This is a genomic window from Halomonas sp. 25-S5 (assembly GCF_029889845.1).
GTDB lineage: Bacteria > Pseudomonadota > Gammaproteobacteria > Pseudomonadales > Halomonadaceae > Halomonas.
In genome coordinates this window covers 63,857-85,622 of record NZ_JARANV010000001.1, presented here as the reverse complement: position 1 = coordinate 85,622, position 21,766 = coordinate 63,857, and the positions used below count along the sequence as shown (strand labels likewise).

The 21,766-nt window shown below is 69.2% G+C and carries 18 protein-coding genes; 8 read left to right on the top strand and 10 right to left on the bottom strand.

Annotated elements, in window-relative coordinates; genetic code table 11:
• Positions 1 to 3: 3 nt before the first annotated feature.
• Positions 4 to 687: a TetR/AcrR family transcriptional regulator gene (locus OP498_RS00360; RefSeq protein ID WP_280551623.1), complete on the bottom strand. Its 684-nt coding sequence runs from the start codon at positions 685 to 687 to the stop codon at positions 4 to 6.
• 194 nt (positions 688 to 881) lie between these two features.
• Here OP498_RS00360 and xdhA point away from each other — a divergent pair, with 194 nt between their 5' ends.
• The 4 genes from xdhA to guaD all read left to right on the top strand — a co-directional run bounded on the left by xdhA (position 882) and on the right by guaD (position 7,177).
• A complete protein-coding gene (xdhA, locus tag OP498_RS00355) occupies positions 882 to 2,363 on the top strand; it encodes a xanthine dehydrogenase small subunit (protein WP_280551869.1) in 1,482 nt (493 codons plus the stop codon).
• Positions 2,347 to 4,830, top strand: a complete 2,484-nt coding sequence (gene xdhB / locus OP498_RS00350; RefSeq protein WP_280551622.1) for a xanthine dehydrogenase molybdopterin binding subunit — start codon at positions 2,347 to 2,349, stop codon at positions 4,828 to 4,830. The genes xdhA and xdhB overlap by 17 nt, the downstream gene beginning before the upstream one ends.
• Complete coding sequence (gene xdhC / locus OP498_RS00345; protein ID WP_280551621.1) at positions 4,827 to 5,705, top strand: xanthine dehydrogenase accessory protein XdhC; 879 nt, start codon at positions 4,827 to 4,829, stop codon at positions 5,703 to 5,705. Before xdhB ends, xdhC begins: the two co-directional genes overlap by 4 nt.
• 152 nt (positions 5,706 to 5,857) lie before the next feature.
• Positions 5,858 to 7,177 carry a guanine deaminase gene (gene guaD / locus OP498_RS00340; protein WP_280551620.1) on the top strand — a complete coding sequence of 440 codons (1,320 nt, stop codon included), beginning with the start codon at positions 5,858 to 5,860 and terminating at the stop codon, positions 7,175 to 7,177.
• Here guaD and OP498_RS00335 read toward each other — a convergent pair whose 3' ends face one another.
• Together OP498_RS00335 and OP498_RS00330 are read right to left on the bottom strand one after the other, a co-directional pair.
• Positions 7,178 to 7,573 (bottom strand): type II toxin-antitoxin system VapC family toxin, encoded by a 396-nt coding sequence (locus OP498_RS00335; protein ID WP_280551619.1) that lies wholly within the window; start codon positions 7,571 to 7,573, stop codon positions 7,178 to 7,180.
• Positions 7,573 to 7,782, bottom strand: coding sequence for an AbrB/MazE/SpoVT family DNA-binding domain-containing protein (locus OP498_RS00330; RefSeq protein WP_280548245.1), 210 nt, complete (start codon positions 7,780 to 7,782; stop codon positions 7,573 to 7,575). Before OP498_RS00330 ends, OP498_RS00335 begins: the two co-directional genes overlap by 1 nt.
• A gap of 71 nt (positions 7,783 to 7,853) precedes the next feature.
• Between OP498_RS00330 and OP498_RS00325 the strand changes: the two genes are divergently transcribed.
• On the top strand, positions 7,854 to 8,009 hold the full coding sequence (locus OP498_RS00325) for a hypothetical protein (protein ID WP_280551613.1): 156 nt from the start codon (positions 7,854 to 7,856) through the stop codon (positions 8,007 to 8,009).
• 4 nt (positions 8,010 to 8,013) lie between these two features.
• Here OP498_RS00325 and OP498_RS00320 read toward each other — a convergent pair whose 3' ends face one another.
• The 7 genes from OP498_RS00320 to OP498_RS00290 all read right to left on the bottom strand — a co-directional run bounded on the left by OP498_RS00320 (position 8,014) and on the right by OP498_RS00290 (position 17,998).
• The gene (locus OP498_RS00320) at positions 8,014 to 9,702 is read right to left on the bottom strand and encodes a diguanylate cyclase (RefSeq protein WP_280551611.1); all 1,689 of its coding nucleotides are present in this window, start codon (positions 9,700 to 9,702) and stop codon (positions 8,014 to 8,016) included.
• A gap of 160 nt (positions 9,703 to 9,862) precedes the next feature.
• Positions 9,863 to 10,858, bottom strand: coding sequence for an adenosine deaminase (locus tag OP498_RS00315; protein WP_280551610.1), 996 nt, complete (start codon positions 10,856 to 10,858; stop codon positions 9,863 to 9,865).
• Between the two features lie 30 nt (positions 10,859 to 10,888).
• Positions 10,889 to 12,622, bottom strand: coding sequence for a thiol reductant ABC exporter subunit CydC (cydC, locus tag OP498_RS00310; protein ID WP_280551608.1), 1,734 nt, complete (start codon positions 12,620 to 12,622; stop codon positions 10,889 to 10,891).
• Positions 12,609 to 14,309 (bottom strand): thiol reductant ABC exporter subunit CydD, encoded by a 1,701-nt coding sequence (cydD, locus tag OP498_RS00305; protein ID WP_280551867.1) that lies wholly within the window; start codon positions 14,307 to 14,309, stop codon positions 12,609 to 12,611. The genes cydC and cydD overlap by 14 nt, the downstream gene beginning before the upstream one ends.
• Before the next feature lie 4 nt (positions 14,310 to 14,313).
• A complete protein-coding gene (gene cydB, locus OP498_RS00300) occupies positions 14,314 to 15,315 on the bottom strand; it encodes a cytochrome d ubiquinol oxidase subunit II (protein WP_280548249.1) in 1,002 nt (333 codons plus the stop codon).
• 3 nt (positions 15,316 to 15,318) lie between these two features.
• Complete coding sequence (locus OP498_RS00295; protein WP_280548250.1) at positions 15,319 to 16,728, bottom strand: cytochrome ubiquinol oxidase subunit I; 1,410 nt, start codon at positions 16,726 to 16,728, stop codon at positions 15,319 to 15,321.
• Between the two features lie 283 nt (positions 16,729 to 17,011).
• Positions 17,012 to 17,998 (bottom strand): calcium/sodium antiporter, encoded by a 987-nt coding sequence (locus tag OP498_RS00290; RefSeq protein WP_280548251.1) that lies wholly within the window; start codon positions 17,996 to 17,998, stop codon positions 17,012 to 17,014.
• Positions 17,999 to 18,107: 109 nt separating this feature from the next.
• Between OP498_RS00290 and OP498_RS00285 the strand changes: the two genes are divergently transcribed.
• The 3 genes from OP498_RS00285 to OP498_RS00275 are packed head-to-tail and all read left to right on the top strand — an operon-like array spanning position 18,108 to position 21,732.
• Positions 18,108 to 19,457 (top strand): paraquat-inducible protein A, encoded by a 1,350-nt coding sequence (locus OP498_RS00285; protein WP_280548252.1) that lies wholly within the window; start codon positions 18,108 to 18,110, stop codon positions 19,455 to 19,457.
• Positions 19,454 to 21,142, top strand: coding sequence for an intermembrane transport protein PqiB (pqiB, locus tag OP498_RS00280; protein WP_280548254.1), 1,689 nt, complete (start codon positions 19,454 to 19,456; stop codon positions 21,140 to 21,142). The genes OP498_RS00285 and pqiB overlap by 4 nt, the downstream gene beginning before the upstream one ends.
• Positions 21,139 to 21,732, top strand: coding sequence for an ABC-type transport auxiliary lipoprotein family protein (locus tag OP498_RS00275; protein ID WP_280551606.1), 594 nt, complete (start codon positions 21,139 to 21,141; stop codon positions 21,730 to 21,732). Before pqiB ends, OP498_RS00275 begins: the two co-directional genes overlap by 4 nt.
• Positions 21,733 to 21,766 lie beyond the last annotated feature (34 nt).

Genomic DNA, 21,766 nt, shown 5'->3' with positions numbered 1-21,766 from the left:
GGCTCAGGCGGCAGGCTCGGCATCCCGGGAGCGTATGCCACATCCCTTGAGGATCACCCGGGTGAGGAAGGTGGTGATCTCCTCGACGTCGGCATCGCTGAGGGCATCACGGCCCGTGATGCCCAGCACCTGGGCCTCGAAGTCGGCGTAGTGCTGGGTGGCCGACCAGATCAGGAAGATCAGCCACACCGGGTCGACGGGATCCATCAGACCGCGCTCGGCCCACTGCTCGAATATCCGCGCCCGGGCCTGGACCCAGTCGCGCAGCTCGCCGCGCAGGTACTCCTGGAGAAAGGGCGCACCGCCGAGGATCTCGGCGGCGAACAGGCGCGAGCCCTCCGGATGACGCCGTGACAGCTGCATCTTGCTGCGGATGAAGGCCTCCAGCACCTCGGCGGGGTCATCCTCCACCGAGATGTCGTCGAGCAGGGCATTCCAGCGCTCCATCATCCGCTCCAGCAGCCGCACGTAGAGGCCGCGCTTGCTGCCCATGTAGTAGAGCACGTTGGACTTGGGCAGGCCGGCCTGCTCGGCAATGGCCTGGAGGCTCGCCCCCCGGTAGCCGTGACGGGCGAAGACCCGCTCGGCCGCGGCCAGGATCTCGCGCTCGTTGCGCTGGCGGGTCACCCCGTTGGCCTCGCCCTGCTCTCTCGCCCCCCGCTCGGCGGGCGCGCTCCCCTCTGTCATCGGCCACCTCACTGCCCCATGGCGGATCAAAGCCAAGGATAGTGCCCCACCCCCGTGCGAGGTGCAAACGGGCTTGAAAAGCACAAGAACCTGGACCAAGCTGGACACATTCTGACCGAATGGTCAGAAACCAAGTCTCCCGGCCCAAGGCGCTCACGCGTCTACGCATCCACGCCAACAATAGAGACAAGGCGATGATCGACTTCCTGCTCAATGGGCAGCCCCGCCACTGCATGGCCTCGCCCGATACCAGCGTGCTCGAGCTGCTGCGCGACTCGCTCGGCCAGACCGGCACCAAGGAGGGCTGCGCCTCCGGCGACTGCGGCGCCTGCACGGTGGCCATCGGCGAGGCCGGCCCCGACGGCCGCATTCACTACCACAGCGCCAATGCCTGCATCACTCCGGCCCATCAGCTCCAGGGACGCGTGCTGGTCACGGTGGAGGGCCTGGCCCGGGGTAACACCCTCCACCCCGCCCAGGCGGCCATGGTCGAGTGCCACGGCAGCCAGTGCGGCTTCTGCACCCCGGGCATCGTGATGTCACTGTTCACACTCTATGAAGACCAGCACGCGGACGCTGCAACGCCCCCGGCACCGCTGACCCCGCAGCGCCTGGAGGCCGCGCTGGGCGGCAACCTCTGCCGCTGCACCGGCTACCGGCCAATCCGCGACGCGGCGCTGGCCATGGAGGACTACCCCCATCAGCGACCCGAATGGCTGGATCTGGCGGTCGACGCCGTCCCCGAGGCGGCCGGCGACCGCGACGTTGCTTTCGTCCAGCCCGCCACCCTGGTCGAACTGATCGCCGAACGCGGGGCACACCCCGAGGCGCCCATCGTCGCCGGCGGTACCGACCTCTGGCTCGAGGTGACCCAGCGCCTTGCGCGCTTCGTGCGGGTGGTGGACGTCACCCGGGTCGCCGAGCTCAAGGCCATCGAGGAGACGACCCTGGCGGATGGCCGCGAGGGGTGGTGGATCGGCGGTGCCGTGACCTACTCGCGCCTGGAACCGCTGCTGGCCGACCACTACCCGGCCTTTGCCCATCTGCTGCATCGCCTGGGCTCCGCCCAGGTGCGTAACCGCGGCACCCTGGGCGGCAACATCGCCAACGCCTCGCCGATCGGCGACACCCCGCCGGTGCTGCTTGCCCTGGGCGCCCGGCTGTGGCTGGCGGGCCCCGGTGAAGGTGCGGGAATGGCCGAGCGTGAGCTGCCGCTCGACAACGTCTTCCTCGGCTACAAGAAAACCGAGCTGCGCGAGGGCGAGGTGATCCGGGCGATCTTCCTGCCCCGTCCCGAGCCGAGCCGACACCTCAGGGTCTGGAAGCTGTCCAAGCGTCGTGAGGATGACATTTCGGCGGTACTCGGCGCCTTCGGCTGGCGCCTGGAGGATGGCCTGCTGTGCGACGTCCGCCTGGCGTTCGGGGGCATGGCGGCGACGCCGAAACGGGCCGCCGCGGCCGAGGCCGCCCTCGAGGGCCAGCCGCCGTCCCCCGCCGCCTTCCAGGCCGCCAGGCTCGCTCTCGCGGAGGACTTCCAGCCGATGAGCGACGTGCGCGGCAGCGCCCACTATCGCCGGCTCTGTGCCGCCAATCTACTCGAACGCCTGCGCCTGGTCATGGCACAGGAGTCGACCGACGCTCCCCGGGAGGTGATGCTCCATGCGTACGCTCACTAAGCTGGATGCTCCGTCCAGGGCGACGAACGACCTCGATGACGCCACGACACGAGTGCGCGAGGAGCAGCAGGGTCGCATCAAGGGCGACGGACCCATGGCACGGGACACGGAACCCCTCAAGACCCAGGCCCCCGCGGCCAGCGGCGTTGCCGGCAGCGCCCGCGCCCACGAGAGCGCGGTCAAGCACGTCACCGGTCGCGCCGCCTATATCGACGATATCGCCGCCCCCGCCGATGCCCTCCACCTGGCCCTGGGGCTCTCGCCGGTGGCCCATGGTCGCCTGACTCGCCTTGACCTGGCGGCGGTGCGTGCGATGCCCGGCGTGGTGGACGTGGTCGCCTTTGCCGATGTGCCGGGGCACACCGATATCGGCCCGGTCTTCCCCGGCGACCCGATCTTCGTCGAGTACGAGATCAGCTACGCCGGCCAGGTGCTCTTCGCGGTGGCGGCCGAGACCCATCGCACCGCCCGGGAAGCGGGCAAGGCGGCGCTCGTGGAGATCGACGAGCAACCGGCGAGCCTCGACCCGGTGGCCGCCGCCGAGCGCGGCGAGACCGTGCGCCCCACCCATGTCCAGCAGAGCGGCGACTGGCAGCGCACGCTGGCGGACGCGGCCCATGTCATCGAGGGCGAGCAGTTCGTCGGCGGCCAGGAGCACTTCTACCTGGAGGGCCAGGCCTGCCTGGTCCAGCCCACCGAGGACGAGGGGGTGATCGTCCATACCTCCAACCAGCACCCCAGCGAGACCCAGAAGCTGGTCGCCGAGGTGCTGGGCATCCCCTTCCACGCGGTGACCGTGGAGGTACGTCGGATGGGCGGCGGCTTCGGCGGCAAGGAGACCCAGGCCTCGCCCTGGGCCTGCATCGCCGCGCTGGTGGCCCGGCGCACCGGGCGCACCACTCGCCTGCGCCTGCCCCGCGCCGAGGACATGCGCGTCACCGGCAAGCGCCATCCCTTTCACAACCGCTACCGGCTGGGCGTGGACGCGGCGGGCGTGATCCAGGGCAGCGAACTCACCCTCATCGGCGACTGCGGCTACTCCCCGGATCTCTCCGACGCCATCGTCGACCGGGCGATGTTCCACGCCGATAACGCCTACTCCCTGGGCGAGGCGCGGGTCGCCGGCCACCGGGCGCGCACCCATACCGCCTCCAACACCGCCTTCCGCGGCTTCGGCGGCCCCCAGGGCATGATGGTGATCGAAGCGGCGATGGATGACATCGCCAGACGCCTCGGCGAGGACCCGCTGACGATCCGCAAGCGCAACCTCTATCGCCCCGGACGCGAGACCACCCACTACGGCCAGACCGTGGAGCAGATCGCCCTGCTGCACCATGTCGTCGAACGGCTCGAGGCGAGCAGCGACTACTGGGCCCGCCGCCGGGACATCGACGACTTCAACGCCACAAGCCCGGTCATTCGCCGTGGCCTGGCCCTGACCCCGGTGAAGTTCGGCATCTCCTTCACCGCCAAGCACCTCAACCAGGCCGGTGCCCTGCTGCACGTCTATACCGACGGCAGCGTGATGATCAATCACGGCGGCACCGAGATGGGCCAGGGCCTGCACACCAAGATCTGCCAGGTGGTGGCCCGCGAACTGGCGCTGGACCTCGACACGGTACGCATCACCGCCACCCGCACCGACAAGGTGCCCAACACCTCGCCCACCGCCGCTTCCAGCGGCGCCGACCTCAACGGCATGGCCGCCCGCGACGCCTGCCTGAACCTCAAGGCGCGGCTGTTCGACTTCGCCAGCGAGCACCTTTATCCAGATCAGGGCCTGGAACGCGAGGGCATGCGCCTGGAGGCCGGTCATCTGGTGGCCGGCACCGGCGAGAGCGAGCGGCGCATCCCCTGGGGCGAGCTGGTACAGGCCGCCTATCTCGGGCGGGTGTCGCTCTCCGAGAAGGGTTTCTACGCCACGCCGCTGATCCACTACGACCGCACCACCGGCCAGGGGCGCCCCTTCTACTACTTCGCTTATGGTGCGGCGGTCAGCGAGGTCAGCGTCGACACCCTGACCGGCGAGTATCAGGTGAACCGAGTCGACATCCTGCATGACGTGGGCGACTCCCTGAATCCGGCCATCGACATCGGCCAGGTGGAGGGTGGCTTCATCCAGGGCATGGGCTGGCTGACCAGCGAGGAGCTCAGGTGGAACGACGCCGGCCAACTGATCTCCGACGGGCCGGCAACCTACAAGATTCCCACCTTCGGCGACCTGCCAGAGATCTTTAACGTCGAGCTGCTCGAGGGGCACCCCAACTCCATGGCCAGCATCTATCGCTCCAAGGCGGTGGGCGAGCCGCCCTTCATGCTCGGCATCTCGGTGTGGGCGGCACTGCGCGATGCCCTCGCGAGCCTGGCCGACTACCGCGAGGCGCCGCGGCTCGACACCCCGGCCACGCCGGAGCGGGTACTGCTGGCCACCGAAGCGCTGCGCCACCGCGGGGAGTCGACGCCATGAGCATGCAGGCGGAGAGCTGGCATGCCGCGCTGCACCGGCTGCAGCGCGAAGGCCTGCCCCATGTCCTGGCCACCCAGGTGACCAGCGCCGGTTCCACGCCCCGGGAGCCCGGGGCGCGCATGGTGATCACCGCCGATGCGGTCTTCGACACCCTGGGCGGCGGCACCTTCGAGTGGCAGACCATCGAGGCCGCCCGCGAACGTCTGAGTGCCGGGAAGACCGGCATGAGCCTGGAGGCCTTCAGCCTGGGCGGGCGCAGCGGCCAGTGCTGCGGCGGCTTCGTCAACGTGCTGCTCGAGGTCTTTCCCGGCAGCCCCGCTACCCTGGCGATCTTCGGTGCCGGTCATGTGGGCCGCGAACTGGTGCGCCTGGCCGCCCCGCTGCCCTGGCATGTACTGTGGCACGACAGCCGAACAGACACCTTCCCCGAGTGGTCGGCCGACCAGCCACGCCTGGCCTGTCGCCATACCCCCGACCCGGCCGAGGCCGTGGCCGCCCTGCCGCCTGGCGTCCACGCCCTGGTGCTGACCCACGACCACGCCGAGGACCGCGCCCTGGTGGATGCCCTGCTCGCCCGCGGCGACACGGCCTCGCTGGGCCTGATCGGCTCGAAGAGCAAGTGGGCCAGCTTCCGCGCCCGGTTGCGCGAGGCCGGACATGGCGAGGAGGCGCTCGCCGGTGTGCGCTGCCCCATCGGCATCGCGGCGGGCCCGAATCAGGGTGAAAAGCGGGGCGGCGACAAGACGCCCTACGCCATCGCCATCGCCGCCATCGCCGAGCTACTGCCGCTGATCGAGTCGCCCGAGCGAGGCGATCAGCGCGGCCTAGACCCGGCCGAGTTGCGCAGCATGCTCACCGATGAGCCCCACAAATAGGGAAGGAACCAGGGGCGCCGGGGGGAGGCCGAAGAGGAGGTCCTACGCCATGGATGGCGTCGGTAGCGTACAGGGAGGTATTCACAGCGCTTCCTCGCAGGCCTGCCCCCGTGTCAGCCCCGGTGTGACGAATAACGATGAGCCCTGACGAGATGACCCATAACGATTCGCGCGTGCTGCGCGCCGAACTGCTGAGCTTCGATGCCGACCCCGGCGAAGCCGATACCCCCGCCGAGGGCAGCGTGCGCCACCACCCGGATGGCGCCCTGTGGATCGAGGACGGCCAAATCCGCGCGGTGGAGGACTACGCTACCCTGACGACGTCGCTACCAGCGGGCATCGAGGTGATCGACCACCGCGGCAAACTGATTGTGCCCGGCTTTATCGACAGCCACGTGCACTACGTGCAGCTGGAGATCATGGCCTCCTACGGCCGACAGCTGCTCGACTGGCTGGGTGACTATACCTTCCCCGAGGAGTGTCGCTTCGCGGCGCGGGAGCATGCAGAGCTGCTGTCGGAGGCCTTCCTCGACGAGATGCTGAGGGTCGGCACCACCACCGCCCAGGTGTTCTGCTCGAGCCACCCGGTCTCCGTCGATGCCTTCTTCTCGGCCAGTCGCCGGCGCGGGCTGCGCATGCTGGCCGGCAAGGTGCTGATGGACCGCCACGCGCCGGAGGCGCTCTGCGATGACACCCTGGGCGGCATCCGCGACAGCGAGCGGTTGATCGGCGACTGGCACGGCAAGGGGCGGCTGGGCTACAGCCTGACCCCGCGCTTCGCCCCCACCTCCAGCCGGGCCCAGCTGGACGCCACCGGCGGCCTGATGCGTAACGACCCGAGCCTGTGGCTGCAGACCCACCTGGCCGAGAACACCGGCGAGCTCGACTGGGTCGCCGAGCTCTTCCCCGACAGCCGCGACTACCTGTCGGTCTACGAGGAGTCGGGCCTGGTGGGCCCGCGCAGCACCTTCGCCCACGGCATCCATCTGGACCAGGCGATGCGTGGTCGGCTCGCCGACCGAGGGGCGAACCTCGCCTTCTGCCCGAGCTCCAACCTCTTCCTCGGCAGCGGCCTCTTCGACCGCCTGGCGGCCCGCGAGATGGGCCTCAACATCACCTACGCCAGCGACGTGGGCGGCGGCACCGACCTCTCCGGCCTGGCCACGCTGAAGGCCGCCTACCAGGTGGGCCAGCTGCGCGGCCAGCCGCTCACCGCCTGGCAGGGCTTCTACGGGCTGACGCTAGGCAACGCCCGGGCGCTGTCGCTGGACGGCCAGATCGGCCGGATAGCCCCCGGCATGGAGGCCGACGTCGTGGTGCTCGACCCGGCCGCCACCCCGCTGCTGGCCCGGCGCACGGCCCGCAGCCGCTCGCTTTCCGAGACGCTCTTCGCGCTGATGATGCTCGGCGACGATCGCTGCGTGGCCGAGACCTGGGCCGGCGGGCGCCTCCAACATCAGCGGGACCGCTGATCAGCGATCCCCATGGCCGCCGCGCTTATCAAGGAAAATGACGTCCGGGAGCCCTTCGAAGTGATCATCCGACGTCACCAGTACTGATTCGGAAAAACTCGCCGTGGCATAGATAATCGCGTCGGCGAAGGAGAGTCGATGCTCTAGAGCCAGGTCGGCGGCGAGCAGGGCGATGGCGCCATCGAATGTTACTACCCTGGCACTCTCCGTGGCGGCGATGACCTCAAGTGCCCGTGGCTCGCCCACCTCCCGCTTGACCCACTTGTAAAGCTCGAACTGCACGGCAGTTGGTACCACCAGTGCCTCGGGATGGATCAGCCATGGGGAGAAGTCATCCGCCAGCTCACCATCCGTCAACCACTCTATCCAACCGCAGGTATCGACAAGTGCCGTCATCAGACTCGATCCGAGTGATCACGGTAATCGGCAGGATCCGCCTCCTTCATGGTGCCACGCAACGCCAGGATGTTCTGGGTCGGCACCAGTTCAATCACCCGCCCCTTGGCCAACACCGTGAAGGTCTGGCCGGCTCCGAGACCGAGCTTTTCTCTCACCTCCTTGGGGATGGCGAGCTGGTACTTGCTGGAGAGAGTTGCCGTGGCCATTTTTACGCTTCCCTGATCGATCAAATTTTAACCATCATGGGTCGACCGATGGCATCAGTCAACGTCGCAGGATGCCCTCAGCGGCGATGGCGGGCGGCGCCACCGATACCCTGGAGGAAGCCGTGGCCATCATGGGCCAGGAGATGCTCGGGCAGGACTTCGAGGAGACCACCGCCTGGACCCGTGAATCCCGGCCATCCCGGGGTTCTCTGGTTTTCGTCCGCTAAGGGCCTAGACGGCCACCCGGGCCCGGTTGCGCCCCTCGGCCTTGGCCTGATAGAGCGCCTCGTCGGCCCGCTTCAACAGGCTGTCGAGGTCTTCTCCGGGAACGGCCAGGCAGGCCCCCACGCTGATGGTGACGGCTCCCCCGGCCACCTCGATCGAGGCGACCGCCTGGCGCAGGCGCTCGGCGACGCGGGTCAGGGTCGGCTCGTCGCAGGGCGAAAGCAGCACCAGGAACTCGTCACCTCCCCAGCGCGAGGCCCGGTCGTAGGGACGCAGCCCGTCTTGCAGCGTCTCGGCGACGCGGACCAGGGCCTGATCCCCTGCCGCATGACCGAGGCCATCGTTGAGCTCCTTGAAGCAGTCGAGATCCAGCCAGATCAGCCCGAAGTGGCTCCCCTCCCGGGACGCCCGCAGGATCTGCTCCTCCAGCCACCGCTGCATGCCGCGACGGTTCATGAGGCCCGTCAGCACATCACGGATGGCCACCGCCTCGAGTTCCTCGGTGCGCTCGCGGACCCGCTCCTCGAGATCCCGGGTATGGCGCTGGATGGCCTCGGCCATGGAATGGAAATGGCGCATCAGCCGGCCCATCTCGCCCCGCCCCCGGGGCAGATCGGAGGGCGACATGTCGCCTTCCTTGACCCGCTGCATGGCGGCTTCCAGGGCCGCGATGGGCACCAGCAGCTGCCGGCGCAGCGCCAGGTGGAAGACCAGCAGCATGACCAGCAGGGTGAGCACGAACACCACCGCCACCGGCGTGAAACCGTCCAGCGGCATCAGGGCACCAAGGTCGAGCAACGTCACCTCGAACCAGCCGAGGGCCGGGAGGAAGGCCACGCCGGCCAGGTGGCGCTTGCCCTCCACGGTGACGAACTCGGTGCGCACGTTCGGCGACTGGTCCGGGGCCTCGCGCAGCTCGCGCATCATGCCGGAGAGCGCCTCGGCGTCGCGGGGCAGGTCCACCAGCAGGTCCAGGGTACGCTTCTGCCCCTCCGGCTTGACGAAACTGGCGTAGTCGATGAGGCGACGGTCGCGGTAGAGCTGGATGGCGCCGTTGTAGTCGACGAACAGGGTGGTGATGCCAGGCTGCTGGATATCCACGACCTCCTGCAGGAAGCCCTCGAGCTCCATGCCGGTGCCCACTACCCCCAGGATCTCGCCATCGGCGTCCCGCATCAGGACATCGATCCACAGCTTGGTGACGCCGAGCTCCACGTCAGGATTGACGTTGAGGTGGAAGTCCCGCCCCTCCTCGATCAGGCGATAGAACCAGGCGTCTGCCGGTCGACTCTGCCGCAGCCGGTAGCGTAGGCGTTCGCTGGTGTAATCGCCGGCAGCATTGTTGTGATAATAGCCGCCGCTGCCTCTCAGCGCGACGAAATAGCTGTTGTCGCGGAAGTTGCGACGGAAGCTTTCCATCTCCGCGAAGGCCTGGGCCTCGAGCGCCGGATCGTCGGGGTCTCGCGCCCAGCGCTGCAGCACGATGGAGTCGGCCATCTGGCGCGCCAGGGCAATCTCCCGCTCCAGGGGCTGCAGCAGGCGACCGCTGTCATACTGCACCTGGATGGCCGCGACGCGCTCGCCCCACTGCTCGATGATGCCCTCGGTGATGCGCTGGAAGACGGTCCAGGCGGCCGCCGATGCCACGAGCACGAGGCAGGCGGCCAGCAGCAGGAAACGGGTCTTAAGGCTCAAGAACGGCTCTCCCCGATCGGCCCGATGGCAGGATGAGAACCTTCCTTTTACACGATATTACAGGCCGTTGCACGACAGCCCGTCAACGCTGGGGCGCCCGCGCGCCCATGGGGCATCGCGTGCCGCTCGGCCCGGCCCGGGGCCACTCGCTGGCGGGACGCTAGAGGCACGCCGCCAGCTGGCGATGCAGGTCGAGGCGGCGCGTCTCGTCGATGAAGGCGGCTTCGATGGCGGTGCCGGCCAGCTGGATGAAGATCTCCTTCGACCAGCCGAAGGCCTCGGCACAGGCCTCGAAGTTGGCCAGCATGCCGCCGCCGAAATAGGCCGGATCGTCGGAATTGAGGGTCAGGCGCAGGCCGGCGTCGAGCAGCTGCGGCAGGGGATGGTCGGTCATGCGCTCGACGACCCGCAGGCGCACATTGGAGAGCGGACAGACGGTGAGCACCACGCCCTCGTCCCGCAGTCGGGCCACCAGTTCCGGGTCCTCCAGGCAGCGCACGCCATGGTCGATGCGACAGACATCCAGCAGGTCCAGGGCCTCGCGGATGTAGTCGGGCGGCCCCTCCTCACCGGCGTGGGCGACCCGGGGGATGCCGAGCTGCCGTGCCCGCTCGAACACCTCGACGAACTTGGCCGGGGGGTTGCCACGCTCGGCGCTGTCCAGCCCCACGGCGTCGAGCATCTCCCAGTAGGGGGCCGCGCTCTCCATCAGCGCCATCGCCTCTTCGGCCGGCCGGTCGCGCAGGAACGCCATGATCAGTGCCGTGGACATGCCCAGCTCGCGCTGTGCGTGGCGTCGCGCCTGGGAGAGCCCCTCCATCACCACCGGCAGCTCGACGCCGCGGACCCGGTGGGCCTGGGGATCGAAGTGCATCTCGACGTGCACCACCCCCTCGGCACTGGCGCGGCGGAAGTAGTCCATGGCCAGGTCATGGAAGTCCTCGGCGGTGCGCAGCACGTTCATGCCCTGGTAGTAGAGGTCGAGGAAAGACTGCAGGTCGGAGAAGTCATAGGCCGCCCGGACCTCCTCCACGCAGGCGTAGGGCAGGCTGACGCCGTTGCGCTCGGCCAGGGAAAACATCAGCTCGGGCTCCAGCGAGCCCTCGATGTGCAGATGGAGTTCGGCCTTGGGCAGGCGCCTGAGGAAATCACGCATGGCACACCTCGTCCAGGAGAGTCGTCGATCTCATCCTGAAACATCCTGACCATGCGTGCAAAGTCGTCCACCCCGCAGGGTCAGGCAGCGGTCGATGCCGGGCGGGTCGATGGCGTCGCCGAGCTGGTGCACCAGATAGATGACGGTGCGCCCCGCCAGCCACGCATCGAGGCGGGCCGCGAGCCGTGCCGCGGTCTCGACATCGAGCCCGGCGAAGGGTTCGTCCAGCACCACCAGGTCCGGTTCGCGCAGCAGCAGCCGAGCGAGAGCGAGGCGCCGGGCCTGGCCGCCGGAGAGCCGCCGGCCGCCCTCTCCCACCCGGGTATCGAGCCCCCGGGGCAACGCCCCGGCCCAATCGGCGAGTTCCACCATCGCCAGCACCTGCCACAGCCGTGACTCGCCCGCCTCGAGGTCGCCCAGGCGCAGGTTGGCGGCCAGGGTATCGTCGAACAGGTCCGTCTGCTGGGTCAGCAGGGCCACTCGGGAGGTCAACGCCGATTCGGGCCAGGCCTCAAGCGCCACGCCACCCAGCCGCACCTCGCCCGCTTCGGGCCTGAGCTGTCGCGTCAGCAGCCCGGCCACGCTGGACTTGCCCGCCCCGGATGCCCCGCACAAGGCCAGCCGCTCGCCGGGTGTCAGGCCAAGGCCGACCTCGGCCAGGGCCGGCACCAGGGCGTCCGCATGGGTCAAGGTGACATCCGTAAGGGTCACCGACAGGGCCCCCACCGGCAGCCGTGCAGGCGAGTCCGCCGTGGCCCGGCACGGCTGCTGCGCTTCCAGCGCATTGAGGCGCTCGGCGGCGCCCCGCGTGGCCCCCAGCCAGGTGAAGGCGGCCGGCAGCGGGGCCAGCGCTTCGCTGATGGCCAGCACCGCCAGCGGCATCATCACGGTCAGCGGCCCGGACAGCAGCCCGGCGCTCCAGGCCTCGGCCGCGAGCCACAGGGCCAGGAGCCCTGCCAGGCCCACGATCAGCGACGCCAGTGCATTGCCGAGCGCCACCCGCCGTCCCAGGCGACGCTGATCCCGGTAGAGCCGCGTCTCGATGGCGGCCAGCCGAGCGCGGTGATCCGCCAGGCTGCCATACGCCTCCAGCTCCGCCAGGCCCTGGACCTGCTCGATGAGTCGTCCCCTGAGCCGTTCGAGATCGCCAACCTGGCGATGGCTGGTGGCCATGCCCAGACGGGCCTGGCCCACCGTCAGCCAAAGCCAGCCCAGCAGCAGCAACGCGCCAATCGCCACGCCGACCCGCGGCGACCAGAGGGCCAGGAACGCGGCCAGGCCGAGGATCGCCAGCAGCGCCACCAGCGCCGGCGCCAACAGGCGCAGGTAGAGGCTGTCCAGGGTGTCGATATCCGCCGTCAGGCGGTTGAGCCAGTCGCTGGCGCGTCGACGCGACAGGGCGTGGGCGTCGAGGCCGGAGAGCACGGCGAACAGCCGTGAGCGCAGGTCGGCGAGCAGTCGCAGCACGGTATCGTGGTTGTACAGGCGTTCCACGTAGCGCGACACCGTGCGGGTCACGGCGAAGAAGCGAATCCCGCCCCCGGGGACATACACCTCCAGGGTCGCGGCGATGCCCGCCGCCAGCAGCAGGCCGGTCAGCGCCGTCGCCGTGATGAACCACCCCGAGAGGGCCAGCAATCCGATGGCCGAGACCAGGGTCAGCGCCATCAGCAGGGCGCCCAGGAACAGCCGGCCGCGACGCTGTCCGAGCAGGGCAAGCCAGGGGCGCAGGGTGCGCCAGAGCGAGGCGTCAGGCGAGGGCATCGTGGCTCGCCTCCTGTACCGTTGCCTGGGCCTCGAGCGACAGGCGGCGCTTCGCCAGCGCCATCAGGGCGGGATGATGGGTCGCGATGACCAGTGCCCGCCCCTCATCGGCCAACGCCTGTAGCGCCTCGATGAGGTAGCCTTCTGTCTCGGCGTCCAGGCTGGCCGTGGGCTCGTCGAGCAGCACCAGTGGGGCCCGGGAGAGGAAGACCCTGGCCAGGGCCAGCCGCTGTGCCTGACCCCCGGAGAGGCCGACCCCGCGCTCACCGAGGCGTGTCTCGAGCCCGTGGGGCAGTGCCGCCAGCAGCTCGCCGAGGCCGGCCCGGGCCAGTGCCCGGCACATCTCGGCCTCGTTGGTGTCGGGCGCCGCCAGCCGCAGGTTGTCCGCCAGGCTGCCCTGGATCAGCAGCGGGCGCTGGTCCATCCAGGCCAGACTCAGCCCCTCGGCCACGCGAATGCTGCCGCTGGCGGGCGCGATGAAACCGGCCAGCAGCTGCAGCAGGGTGGACTTGCCGACGCCCGACGGACCAGTAACGGCCACCACGTCGCCCGCGGCCAGTGTCAGGTCGACGGGCCCCAGCACACGCCCCCGCCCCACATGCTCGACGCTGGCGGCTTCGAGCTCGACCAGCACATCCCGCGAGGGCGCCGGGACGGCCCCGCCCGACAGGCGCCCGGCATCGGGGGCCTCGTTGAGCAGGGCCACCAGCCCCTCGGCGGCCCCCAGCGCCGCCGCCCGGTCATGGTAGTGCTGGGAGAGGCTGCGCAGCGGCTGGAAGAATTCCGGTGCCAGCAGCAGCACCAGCAGGCCGCTGAACAGGGTCAACTCGTCCGCGGGGCCATATTCGATGTAGCCCAGCAGGCCGAAGCCCACGTAGATCGCCACCACGGCGATCGCCACCGAGGCAAAGAACTCCAGCACCGCCGAGGAGAGAAACGCCAGGCGCAGGGTGCGCATGCTGCGCTGCCGGTAGTCATCGGCGGCGGCATGCACCTCGCGGGTGGCCTGGGCCGTGTGACCGAACAGCTGCAGCGTGGTGATGCCCCGCACGCGGTCGATGAAGTGGCCCGAGAGTCGCGCCACGGCGGCGAACTGCTCCTGGTTGAGCCGTTGTGCTCCCATCCCCACCAGGGCCATGAACAGCGGGATCAACGGCGCCGAGATCAGCAGAAAGATGGCCGCCAACCAGTCCAGCCACAGCACCGCCAGCACGACCGGCAGCGGCACCAGCACCGCCAGGCGCAGCTGCGGCTGGAACCGGGCGAAGTAGCCGTCCAGGGCCTCCACCTGCTCCACCAGCTGGCTGGCAAGCGACGCGCTGTGCCGCGACGTCAGCTTTACAGGCCCCAGTCGCGCCAGGTGATCGAGCAGCGTGCGCCGGACGCGCCGGCGAATCCGCAGGCTCGCCGCTTGCGCCAGCGTCTCTTGCAGATAGAGCGCCAGGGCACGCAGCGCCAGCATGGTCAGCATTCCCGCCAGCAGCGGCGCGAGCTCAGCCAGCGACGCCCCGTCGACGAGCAGGCGACCGATGAACCGGGCCAGCAGCACCAGCTGGGCGATGGTCACAAGGCCGGCCGAGGTGCCTGCCAGCACGGCGAGACGTAGCCGCCGGCGTTCGCCGGCGGCCAGGTCTCTCAGGTAGCGGCGCGCGGTCAGCTCGCCTGTCGCCGCGTCGGGCGCGTCCATCGGCTCAGTGATACCCCTCACCGGGTCGCACCTTGCCGCGGAACACCCAGTAGCTCCAGGCGGTATAGGCCAGCACGATGGGGATCACGAAGAGCACCCCGATCAGCAGGAAGAGCTGCGAGCCCGGATCCGAGGCGGCATCCCAGATCGTGTAGTCGGGCGGCACGATCACCGGCCACTTGCTCATCACCAGCCCCAGATAGGTGAAGAGGAACAGGCCCAGGGTGGCGATGAAGGGCTGTCCCTCGCGACGCTGGCTGATGGCACGCCACAGCAGCGCCGCACAGGCCAGCGCCAGCACCGGGAAGACCCAGATCAGATTCAGGTGGCCGAACCAGCGCTCGCGAACCCCGACATCGACGAACGGGGTCCAGACGCTGATGATCGCGAACACCCCCAGCACCGCCAGCAGCAGGCGCGGCGTGAGCCGATAGGCCCAGGCCTGGACCGCCCCCTCGGTCTTCATGATCAGCCAGGTGGCGCCGAGCAGGGCATAGCCTGCCATCAGCCCCAGGCCGGTGAGCACGCTGAAGGGCGTCAGCCAATCCAGTGGCCCCCCCACATAGACGAAGTCCTCCACGGCGAAGCCCTGGATATAGGCGCCCACCACCACGCCCTGGGCGAAGGACGCCACGGCGGATCCCCAGCAGAAGGCACGGTTCCACCAGTGACGGTTGCGGTGCGACTTGAAGCGGAACTCGAAGGCGATGCCGCGGAAGATCAGGCCGGCCAGCATCAGGAAGACCCCGATGTAGAGCGCCGGCAGGAACACCGAATAGACCAGCGGGAAGGCCCCCAGCAGACCGGCCCCGCCGAGCACCAGCCAGGTCTCGTTGCCGTCCCAGACCGGCGCCACCGAGTTCATCATCAGGTCACGCGACGCCTCGTCCGGGGCGAAGGGAAAGAGGATCCCCACGCCCAGGTCGAAGCCGTCCATCAGCACGTACATGATCACCCCGAAACCGATGATCAGGGCCCAGATCAGTGTCAGGTCGAATGCTTCCATGATTCAGCTCCTTCCCGGTTGGCGAGAGGCGTCATCGAAGGTCGCATGGGCGGCCGACAGGGGACGCTTGGGCCGTTCCACCTCATGGTCATGAGGCGCTTCGGGCAGCATGCCCTGGCGCACCACCCGGGTCAGGTAGTAGAGGCCGGCCCAGAACACCACCGCGTAGACGGCGATATAGCCGACCAGGGTGAACAGCGCCATGCCGCCGGTGAGCGACGGCGTCAGCCCCTCGGCATGGGTCATCATGCCGTAGACCAGCCAGGGCGCCCGGCCGGTCTCGGTGACGAACCAGCCCGCGAGTACCGCGATGAAGGGCGTCACCGTCATCACCCGCAGCAGCTGCAGGAAGCCGCGATGCTCGAAGACCCGTCCACCGCGACGCAGCCAGAGCCCTGCCAGGGAGACGGCGATCATGACCAGGCCAATGCCCACCATCACCCGGAAGGACCAGAACACCAGCCATACCCGCGGCTGCTCCTCGGGCGGCACCTGGCTGACCCCGGGCACCTCGCCGTCGGCATGGTGGGTCAGGATCAGGCTGGCGAGGCTCGGGATGCCGACCTCGAAGCGGTTCTGCTGGGCGTCCTGGTCGGGCCAGGCGAAGAGCAGCAGCGGCACATGGGAACTGCGCTCCCAGTTACCCTCCATGGCGGCGACCTTGGTCGGCTGGTGCTCCAGGGTGTTGAGGCCATGAAAGTCGCCCAGCACCGCCTGGGCCGGCGTCAGCACCAGCAGCAGCCACAGGCACATGGAGAGGGCCTTGCGATTGGCCTCCACGTCGCGCCGGATCAGCAGGTACCAGGCGCTGACCCCGGCCACCACGAAGCCGCCAGTCAGGAAGGAGGCCAGCACCATGTGCCAGAAGCGATAGGGGAAGGAGGGATTGAAGATCGCCTCGCTCCAGGAGGTCACATGGAAGCGGCCGTCGATCAGCTCGATGCCGGCCGGGGTCTGCATCCAGCTGTTGGCCGAGAGGATCCAGAACGAGGAAATGAAGGTCCCGGTGGCGACCATGATGGCGGCGAAGAGATGCACGCCCTGGGGCACCTTGCCTCGCCCGAAGAGCAGCACCCCGAGGAAGGCGGCCTCGAGGAAGAAGGCCGTGACCACCTCGTAGCTGAGCACCGGGCCGAGGAAGTTGGATGCCGCCAGGGAGAAGTTGCTCCAGTTGGTGCCGAACTGGAAGGACATGACAATGCCCGACACCACCCCCATGCCAAACACCACGGCAAAGACCTTGGTCCAGAACAGCGCCAGACGGTCCCATGCCGGGTTGTCGGTCTTGAAGAAGAGGCCGTTGAGCAGGGCGATATAGGACGCCAGACCGATGGTGAACACCGGGAAGATGGCGTGGAAGGCGACCACGAAGGCGAATTGCAGTCGCGACAGCAGCAGGGGATCCAGTTCCATCACGCACTCCTGATTGCGGCGGAGACGGGGCTCCACAAAGACAGAGTCATCAAGGGATGCGCACGGCACTCGTTGGTGCCCTTGTACGTGAGGCCGCCATGCTCATGGCGCCTTGCCGCATTCCTCCTTACCCATGCCCAGCCTAGACCAGTCTGATGGCAACGCCCTCAAGGCGTGTCATGACACCAGACGTCATGACCTTATCACTCGGCAAGCCCACTATCCTGCGCCCGGCGGGCGGACCTGACCACCAGCGGTGCCGTGTCGCAGTGTCGCAGCGGGCTCAGCCCGCTGCGCCGCCCCGGATGACCATGCTGACCATGTAGGCGGTATAGCCGAGGAACATCGCCAGCAGGGCGGCGCCCTCAGCCCGGTTGATGCGGCCCTGGCGACCACGCCAGCCCATGGCGAAGACCGCCATCATCACCGTCATGGCCATCATCAGGCTCCAGTCGCGCAGCAGCACCTCGCGACCGGCCTCGATGGGCGCGATCACCCCGGCCAGGCCCACCACGCCCAGGGTATTGAAGAGGTTGGAGCCCACCACGTTGCCCAGCACCAGGTCGTGCTCGCGGCGGCGCAGGGCACTGATCGAGGAGGCCAGCTCCGGCAGCGAGGTACCCACCGCCACCACGGTCAGGCCGATCACCAGATCGCTGACGCCGAACCCCTGGGCGATGGCCACCGCGCCCCATACCAGGATGCGCGAGCTGACCACCAGCAGCACCAGGCCGATGCCCGTCCAGACGAGCCCGGCCTTCAGCGACATGGGGTGCACCGCCAGGCTCTCCTCGGTGTCGCTGGACAGGGCATCGCTGCCGTCGCGCAGCCCGAGATAAATGGAGACACCGATGAAGGCCGCCAGCAGCCCCAGCAGCAGGATGGCCTCGAGGCGGCCGATCACCCCGCCCCACAGCAGCAGGGCGGAAAGCAGCGTAACACCACCCAGTACCGGCAGTTCGCGACGCACCACCCCGGAGTGCACCGCCAGCGGCGAGATCAGCGCCACCAGGCCCAGGATCAGGCCCATGTTGGCGATGTTGGAGCCGTAGGCGTTGCCCAGCGCCAGGCCGGGGTTGCCCTGACTGGCCGCCAGGGCGGAGACCACCAGCTCAGGGGCGGAGGTGCCGAAGCCGATCACCAGCATGCCGATCAGCAGCGGGGACAGGCCCAGCCGGGCGGAGGTCGCCGCCGCCCCATCGACGAAGCGCTCGGCGCTCCATACCAGCAGGACCAGGCCTGCCAAAACCGCCACGGCGGGAACTAACATGTCGTCTCCTCGGGAACATTCAGGCCCGCATGTTTGTATATGGTGTCGCTTGCGTCAACGTGCCACACTGGATTTCCGACATCTGACGGCACGAGGAGACCCCATCGCGGTGCCCAGGCTCGCCTTTCGCACCCCCACCCTGCCCCGGGGAGCCCCCCTGGTGGATCGCTCGCCACCGGAGACGCGCACCTCACGGCGACGGCTGCGGGCCTGTCACGAGTGCGACTGGCTGGTGGCGCTGCCGCCACTGCACGCCGGCGAGAAGGCCGACTGCCCGCGCTGCGGCCATACCCTGGCCAGCCGCCATTACCGCCCGGCCCAGCGCAGCATGGCGCTGGCGCTGGCCGCCCTGGTGGCGCTGGCGCTGGCGGCCTCCTTTCCCTTCGTCAGCTTCAGCATCGGCGGCATCGGCAACCGCATCGAGCTCTCCCAGACCGCCACCACCCTGATCGGTCTCGACCAGCCGCTGGTGGCCATCGCGGTGCTGCTGACCATCGCCGTGCTGCCCGCCGTCTACCTCGCCGGGGTGGTCTGGCTGCAGCTCGGCCTGCTGCGCCAGGCACCGCTGCCGGCCAGCCGCAGCATCGCCCGCTCGCTTTCCCACCTGCACCCCTGGATGATGGCCGACGTCTTCATCGTCGGCGCCCTGGTGAGCCTGATCAAGATCGCCGGCATGGCCGAGATCGAGCTGGGCATCGCCTTCTGGGCCTTCTGTGTCTTCGCCCTGCTGCTGCTGGCCACCACCCAGTCGCTGGACGCCGACTGGATGTGGTTCTCGCTGGCCGGCGAACCCCTCGCCCCGGAGGGCACCCGGACCGGCGAGCCCGCCGCCGTCCAGGGCCTGGCCGGCTGCGCCACCTGTGGGCTGGTCAACCGGCTGGATGACCACGGCCACGGTCGCTGCCGACGCTGTGGCGAGAACCTGCACGCGCGCCTGCCCCACAGCCTGCAGCGCACCTGGGCGCTGCTGGCCGCCGCCACGGTGATGTACCTGCCGGCCAACCTCTACCCGATCATGACCACCACCAGCCTGGGCCATGCCAGCCCCTCCACCATCATCGGCGGGGTCGTGGAGCTGATCCAGATGGGCTCCTGGCCGGTGGCAGTGGTGATCTTCGTGGCCAGCGTGATCGTGCCGGTAGGCAAGCTGGTGGCACTGGCCTGGCTGTGTCTGGTGGTCAAGCGCAGCGATGAGCTCAACGCCGCGACCCGCACCCGCCTCTACCGCCTCACCGAGTTCATCGGCCGCTGGTCGATGGTCGATGTCTTCGTGGTGGCGATCCTGGTGGCGCTGATCCGCGCCGGTGCCCTGATGTCGATCACCCCGGGCCCCGCCGCCCTGGCCTTCGCTGCCGTGGTGGTCAGCACCATGCTCGCCGCCATGACCTTCGACCCGAGACTGCTCTGGGACCCGTCCCTGCCGCGTGAGTCCCGCCCCGCACAAGGAAGCCCGCGATGACCGAGCCCCCCGAGACGCCCGACCGGGACAGCCACCGCGCCCATGCCACGCCCCAGGCCCGGCTCTCGCCGATCTGGATCGTGCCCCTCGTGGCGATCCTGATCGGCGCCTGGCTGGTCTACGACAACTACCGCAGTCGCGGCCCGCAGATCACCCTGATGATGGACAGCGCCGAGGGCATCGAGGCGGGCAGCACCCTGATCAAGACCCGCAACGTCGAGGTTGGACGGGTCGAGCGGGTCCACCTCTCGGATGACCTCTCCCGGGCGGTAATCACCGCCCGCATGAGCCCCGACACCGATGCCATGCTGGTCGAGGACAGCCGCTTCTGGGTGGTCAAGCCCCGCATCGGCCGCGAGGGCATCAGCGGCCTGGGCACGGTGCTCTCCGGCGCCTACATCCAGCTCGAACCGGGCCAGAGCGAGATCGACAACCGGGAGTTCGAGGTCAGCGACCAGCCGCCGGTCTCCCCGGCCGGGGCCGAGGGGCTGCGCATCAACCTGGTCAGCCAGCTGGGCAACTCGCTGAACGTCGGCGACCCGGTCACCTACCAGGGCCTTATCGTCGGCCGGGTCGAGGAAGCCAGCTTCGATGCCGCGACCCGGCGCATGCACCACCGCATCTTCATCGAGAGCCCCTACCACGACCTGGTCTCCGACAGCACCCGCTTCTGGTCGGCCAGCGGCTTCGACCTGCGCCTGGACTCCGAGGGCTTCCGGGTCAATATCGATTCCCTGGAGACCCTGCTCGGCGGCGGCGTCACCTTCGGTGTGCCGGAGGACCTGCCCCGCGGCATGGCCGTGGAGCCCGACGCCACCTTCAGCCTCTACCCCGACGAGGAAAGCGCCCGTCAGGGGACCTTCAATCGCTACCTGGAATATGTGCTGCTGGTAGAGGACACGGTGCGCGGCCTGTCTCGGGGCGCCCCGGTGGAGTTCCGCGGCGTGCGCATCGGCACGGTGGCGGCGGTGCCCTGGAACTTCACCGCTCCCCAGCCGGATTCCCGCTCGAACTTCGCCATCCCGGTGCTGATCCGCATCGAGCCCCAGCGCCTGGGCATCGACTCCCAGGAGCTCGACCTCGAGGAGTGGCGCACGCGCTTCGAGCGCCTCTTCGGGCTGGGGCTCAAGGCCTCGCTGAAGAGCGGCAGCCTCATCACCGGCGCGCTGTTCGTCGACCTCAACTTCCAGCGCGACCAGGCCGACGATTACGTCGCGGAGACCTTCGCCGAGCGCAGCGTCTTCCCCACCACTTCGAGCGGCTTCGCCCAGATCGAGGCACAGGTGACCGCACTGCTCGACAAGCTCAATGGCCTGCAGCTCGAACCGCTGCTGGAGGGGCTCGACCGCAACCTGGCGACCTCCGAGGCCATGCTCGTCGAGGTCCGCGAGCTCACCGCCAGCATGCGCACCCTGGTCGACGATCCCGGTACCCGGGCGCTCCCCGGCAACCTCAACCGCACCCTGGAGGAGCTACGCACCACCCTCGAGGGGGTCTCGCCAGATTCCGCCGCCTACGGCGATTTCACCTCGACGCTGCAGCAGCTCGAGCGACTGCTGCGCGACCTGCAGCCCACGGCGAGAACGCTGCGCGACAATCCCAGCGCCCTGTTCTTCGACCGCCTGGATGGCGAAGACCCGCTGCCCAGGGCACCGCAACGCCAACCCCGAGGAAGCGCTCCATGACGCCCATCAAGGCCTTGATCGCCGCCGGCCTGTCGCTGTGGCTGGCCGGCTGCGCCGCCAGCGGGCCGGCGCCGAGCCAGTACACCCTGCCCGCGAATGCCGGCGGTGACCCGGCACGCATCGCCGGGGCAGAGGCCACGCATCGGCTGGTCGTCGGCCAGCCCCGGCTGGCCCGCTTCCTGGAGGTCGACGGCCTGGTGCTGCAGCTCGATGACATCACCCTCAACGAGGCCAATCACCACCAGTGGGCGGAGCCCCTCGGCCTGCAGCTCGAGCGCGGCCTGCGCGCTCGCCTGGCCGCGCGCCTGCCGGATACCCAGGTCATGCGCGACGATACCGACAGCCGAAGAAACGCCACCGCCGTCCTGCGCCTGGAGGTGGACCGCTTCCATGGCCGCTTCGACGGCCGGGCCGTGGCCGGGGGCCAGTGGCAACTGCGTGACGGCGCGGGCAAATTGCTGGCGATGGCCCCCTTCGCGGTGGAGATCGAGCTGGCCCAGGACGGCTACCCCGCCCTGGTGCGTGCCCTGGGCCGCGGCTGGGACCGGGTGGCCGACGAGATCGCCGCGGAAATCAAACGGCTGCGCTGAGTCACGCACTATGGCATAATATGGGGACGCGGCG